We start from the raw sequence: 4877 nt of genomic DNA on the forward strand, positions 1-4877 counted from the left end.
CCGGCCTCCCAGTCGATGTGGGAGGAGGGCTCGTCCACGTTGAGGGTGGCGGGCAGGAGGCCGTTCCGCATCGCCATGACCATCTTGATCACGCCGGCCACACCGGCGGCCGCCGAGGCGTGGCCGATGTTGGACTTGATGGAGCCCAGGCGGAGCGGGCCGTTCTCGCGCTCCTGGCCGTAGGTGGCCAGCAGCGCCTGCGCCTCGATCGGGTCACCGAGCCGCGTGCCGGTGCCGTGTCCCTCGATGGCGTCGACCTCGGTGGGAGCGACGCCCGCGTTGGCGAGGGCCTGGCGGATGACGCGTTCCTGGGCGGGGCCGTTGGGGGCGGTCATTCCGTTGGAGGCGCCGTCCTGGTTGATGGCGCTGCCCCGGACCACGCCGAGGATGCGGCGGCCGTTGCGCTGAGCGTCGGACAGACGTTCCAGGACGAGCAGGCCGAGGCCGTCGGAGAAGCCCGTACCGTCCGCGCCCTCCGCGTACGACTTGCAGCGGCCGTCCTCGGCCAGACCGCGCTGCCGGCTGAACTCCGTGAGCAGGAACGGGCTGGACATGATCGTGACGCCGCCGGCGAGGGCGAGGGAGCATTCGCCGGAGCGCAGCGCCTGGGAGGCGAGGTGCAGGGCGACGAGCGACGAGGAACAGGCGGTGTCGATGGACACGGCCGGGCCCTCCAGGCCCAGGGTGTAGGCCACCCGTCCGGACAGCACGCTGGCCGCGGTGCCCGTGAGCCGGAAGCCGTCGAGTTCCTCGGGGGCCCGGGAGGCGTAGTCGGAGGCCACGACCCCGCAGAAGACACCGGTGTCGGTGCCGTGGAGACGCGTCGGGTCGATGCCCGCGTTCTCGAACGCTTCCCAGGCGGCCTCGAGGGTGAGGCGCTGCTGCGGGTCGATGGCGAGGGCCTCGCGCGGGCTGATCCCGAAGAAGCCCGCGTCGAACTCGCCGACGCCCGACATGAACCCGCCGCCGCGGGTGTAGAGGGTGCCCGGCTGCTCGGGGTCGGGGTCGTACAGGTTCGCCAGGTCCCAGCCGCGGTCGTTCGGGAGCGGGGTGATGGCGTCGCGGCCTTCGGCGAGGAGTTGCCAGAGTTCCTCGGGCGAGGTGACTCCGCCCGGGTAGCGGCAGCTCATGCCGACGATGGCGAGCGGCTCGTCGTCGACGGGCTTGCGGGCGGCACGGGCCGCCGGACGGGTCTCGGCGGTCTCCACCGCACCTGCCTGGGTCAGCAGGAACCGGGCCACCGCCAGAGAGTTGGGGTGGTCGAAGACGAGGGTGGAAGGCAGGCGGAGGTCGGTGGTCTGGGTGAGCCGGTTGCGGAGTTCCACGGCGCCGAGCGAGTCGAAGCCGATTTCCTTGAAGGCGCGTTCGGGGTCCACACCGGCCGGTGACGCGTGCCCCAGGACGGCCGCGACCTGGGTGACTACCAGGTCGAGCGCCAGGCGGAGCCGGTCCTCCTCCGCGACGGCGGCGAGGCGCTGGGCGAGGGAGCCGTCGGTGTGCTGGGTGCGGCGTGCGGGTATGCGTACGAGTCCGCGCAGGAGTGCGGGGAGGAGGCCGGAGCGGGCCTGGTCGCGCAGGGCCGGCTGTTCGAGGCGTACGGGTACCAGGAGTGCGGAGTCGAGACGGAGTGCGGCGTCGTGGAGCTCGAGGCCTTGTTCGGCTGAGAGGCCGCTCATACCGGCGCGTTCGAGGCGGGCCAGTTCTGTTTCGTCGAGGGTTGCGCCCATGCCGCCGGCTTCGGCCCACAGGCCCCAGGCGAGGGAGGTGGCGGGCAGGCCCTCGGCCCGGCGGGCAGCTGCGAGAGCGTCCATAGCCGCGTTCGCGGCGGCGTAGTTGCCCTGGCCGACACCGCCCAGGAGGGCGGAGACGGAGGAGAAGAGGACGAAGGAGGACAGGTCGAGGCCGGCGGTGAGTTCGTCGAGGTGGAGTGCTGCCTCGGCCTTCGGGCCCAGTACGCGGGCGAGTTGGGCGGGGGTGAGGGACTCGATCGTCGCGTCGTCGAGGAGTCCGGCGGCGTGGACGACGGCGGTGAGCGGACGCTCCAGGGAGCCGATGATCCGTGCCAGTGCGTCGCGGTCGGTGACGTCGCAGGCGGCGACGTCGACCTGGGCGCCGAGCGCGGTGAGTTCCGTGACGAGTTCGGTGACGCCTTCGGCGGTGGTGCCGCGGCGGCTGAGGAGCAGGAGGTGCCGGGCTCCGTGGCTGCGTACGTAGTGCTTGGCGAAGAGGGCGCCGAGGCCGGCGGTGCCACCGGTGATCAGGACCGTGCCCTCCGGATCCAGGGCGGGAGCCGCTGACCGGTCGGAGGTGACGGCTGCGCGGGCCAGCCGGGGTACGAGGACCCGGCCGTCGCGGAGTGCGAACTGCGGGTCCCCTTCCAGCGCGGCGAGCGACACCCAGTCGAGGTCCGCCTCGCCGGCGGCGTGCTCGTCCAGGTCCACGAGGACTATGCGGTCCGGGTGCTCGGACTGGGCGCTGCCGACCAGACCCCAGGCGGCGGCCTGGCTCGGATCCGCGGTCTCGCCCACGGCGGTCGCGACGGCCCGGCGGGTGGCCACGATCAGGCGGGAGCCGGTGAGGGCCTCGGTGGCCAGCCACTGCTGGAGCAGACCGAGGACGTGCTCGGCGGTCTGCCGGAGCGTCGCGGCGGTCCGGCCGGGGCCCGTCGGGTCGATGACGGCGACCACGGCGTCCGGGACCGGAGCGCCGGCGGTCACCGCGCGGTCGAGCTCGGCCGGGTCGGCGTACGTCCCGCCGAGGACCTCGACCCGGGTGGTGGCCTCCGACCGGCGGGGTGCGGGAACGGTCGTCCAGTCCACGCGGTACAGCGGCGACGTGCCCGAGCGGCGGGCGCCTTCCAGCTGGGCCTGTTCGACGGGGCGCGCCACGATGGAACGTACGGAGACGACGTGGTTCCCGGCAGCGTCCACGGCGTCCAGGCGCAGTGAGGCATCGCCGATCGAGACGACACGGACCCGCAGCCGGGTCTCGCCCAGCCGGTCGAGCCGCGCGCCGGACCAGCTGAAGGGCATCCACTGGCGGCCGCCCTCGCCGTCGTTCAACAGGACGGCGCCGCTCTGCAGGGCCGCGTCGAGGAGCGCCGGGTGCATCCCGAAGTCCCGGGTGGCCGCGTCGACGTGCTCGTCCGCGAGGGAGACCTCGGCGTACACGGTGTCGCCGTCACGCCAGGCGGCGCGCAGCCCCTGGAAGACCGGGCCGTAGTCGTAGCCGATCTCGGAGAGACGGGAGTAGAGGGTGTCGACCGGCAGGGCCGTGGCACCGGCCGGCGGCCACTGGGCGGGCCAGGCCGCGGGGGCCTCGACGCTCGGGGCGAGGGTGCCGCGAGCGTGGCAGGTGGCCTCCGGGGCCTCCCCGTCCTCCGTCCGGGACGCGTCACGGGCCTCGGGCCGGGTGTAGACGGCGACCTCCCGGCGTCCCTCCTGGTCCGGCTCCCCGACCGTGACCTGTACCTGAACCGCCTCGCCCTCCTGGAGGAGCAACGGGGCTTCGAGGACGAGTTCTTCCAGGACGGGCGTGCCGGTGTGGCGGCCCGCGGCGAGGGCGAGCTCGATGTGGTTCGTGCCGGGCACGACGATGTTGCCGAGGAGTACGTGTTCGGCGACCCAGGGCTGCGCGTCGGTCGAGATGCGTCCGGTCAGCAGCCACTCGTCGCGGCTGCCGACCTTGACGGCCGCGGCGAGGACGGGGTGACCGAACCTGCCGAGACCCGAAGCCGCCGGATCGTGAGAACCGGAGCTGGGCGCGATCCAGTACCGGTCGCGCTGGAAGGCGTAGGTGGGGAGGTCGATGTGGCGGGCGCCGGTGTTGGCGTAGTAGGTGTGCCAGTCGATGGGGATGCCGGCGGTGTGGGTGTGTCCGAGGAAGGCGGCGAAGGTGTCGGCCTCGGGCTGGCGGGCGCGCAGGGCCGGGGTGAGGACGAGGTTGTCCTCGTCTTCGAGGATCTGGCGGGTGAGGGCGGTGAGGATGGCGTCGGGGCCGAGTTCGAGGTAGCGGGTGACGCCTTCGCGGTGCAGGGTGCGGATGCCGTCGTGGAAGCGGACGGCGCTGCGGACGTGGGTGACCCAGTAGCCGGGGTCGGTCAGCTGGTCGGTGATCAGGTCGCCGGTGACGTTGGAGACGACGGCGGTGCGCGGCGGGTGGTAGGTGAGGCTCTCGGCGGTCTTCTGGAACTCGGCGAGCATGGGTTCCATGCGCGGGGAGTGGAAGGCGTGGCTGACACGGAGTCGGGTGGTCTTGCGGCCGAGGTTCTCCCAGTGGGGGAGCCAGGTGTCGAGGGCGTCGAGGTCGCCGGAGACGACGATGGAGCGTGGTCCGTTGACGGCTGCGATCTCCAGGCGGCCTTCGAACCCGGCGAGGGCTTCGGTGACTTCGGTTTCGTCGGCCTGGACGGCGGCCATGGCGCCGCCGGCGGGGAGGGCGCCCATGAGGCGGCCGCGGGCGGCGACGAGGGTGCAGGCGTCGGTGAGGGAGAGGACTCCCGCGGCGTGGGCGGCGGCGATCTCGCCGACGGAGTGGCCGATGAGGTGGTCGGCGCGGATGCCGAGGGACTCGGCCAGCCGGAACAGGGCGACCTCGACGGCGAACAGCGAGGTCTGCGTGTACTCGGTGGCGTTGAGGGTGTCGTCCTGGGCGGCGAGGAGTTCACGCAGCGAACGGCCGAGGAGCGGATCCAGCTGAGCGCACACCTCATCGAGCGCGGTGGCGAACACCGGGTAGGTGGCGGCCAGTTCCAGGCCCATGCCCGGACGCTGCGCACCCTGCCCGGTGAACAGGAAGGCGGTCTTGCCGCTCACCGGGCGGCCCTGGATGACGCCCGGTCCCGGCTCGCCGGCGGCCAGGCCGGCGAGCCCGGTGAG

Annotated in this window: 1 protein-coding gene; it reads right to left on the minus strand. The window is 73.1% G+C overall.

What is annotated here, in order from left to right; translation table 11 throughout:
- Positions 1-4877, minus strand: a 4877-nt coding sequence (locus tag ABZZ79_RS39435; RefSeq protein ID WP_356697470.1) for an SDR family NAD(P)-dependent oxidoreductase, incomplete at both ends; no start/stop codon positions are given.

Origin of the sequence: Streptomyces sp. NPDC006458, from assembly GCF_040612135.1 — a bacterium.
Lineage (GTDB): Bacteria > Actinomycetota > Actinomycetes > Streptomycetales > Streptomycetaceae > Streptomyces.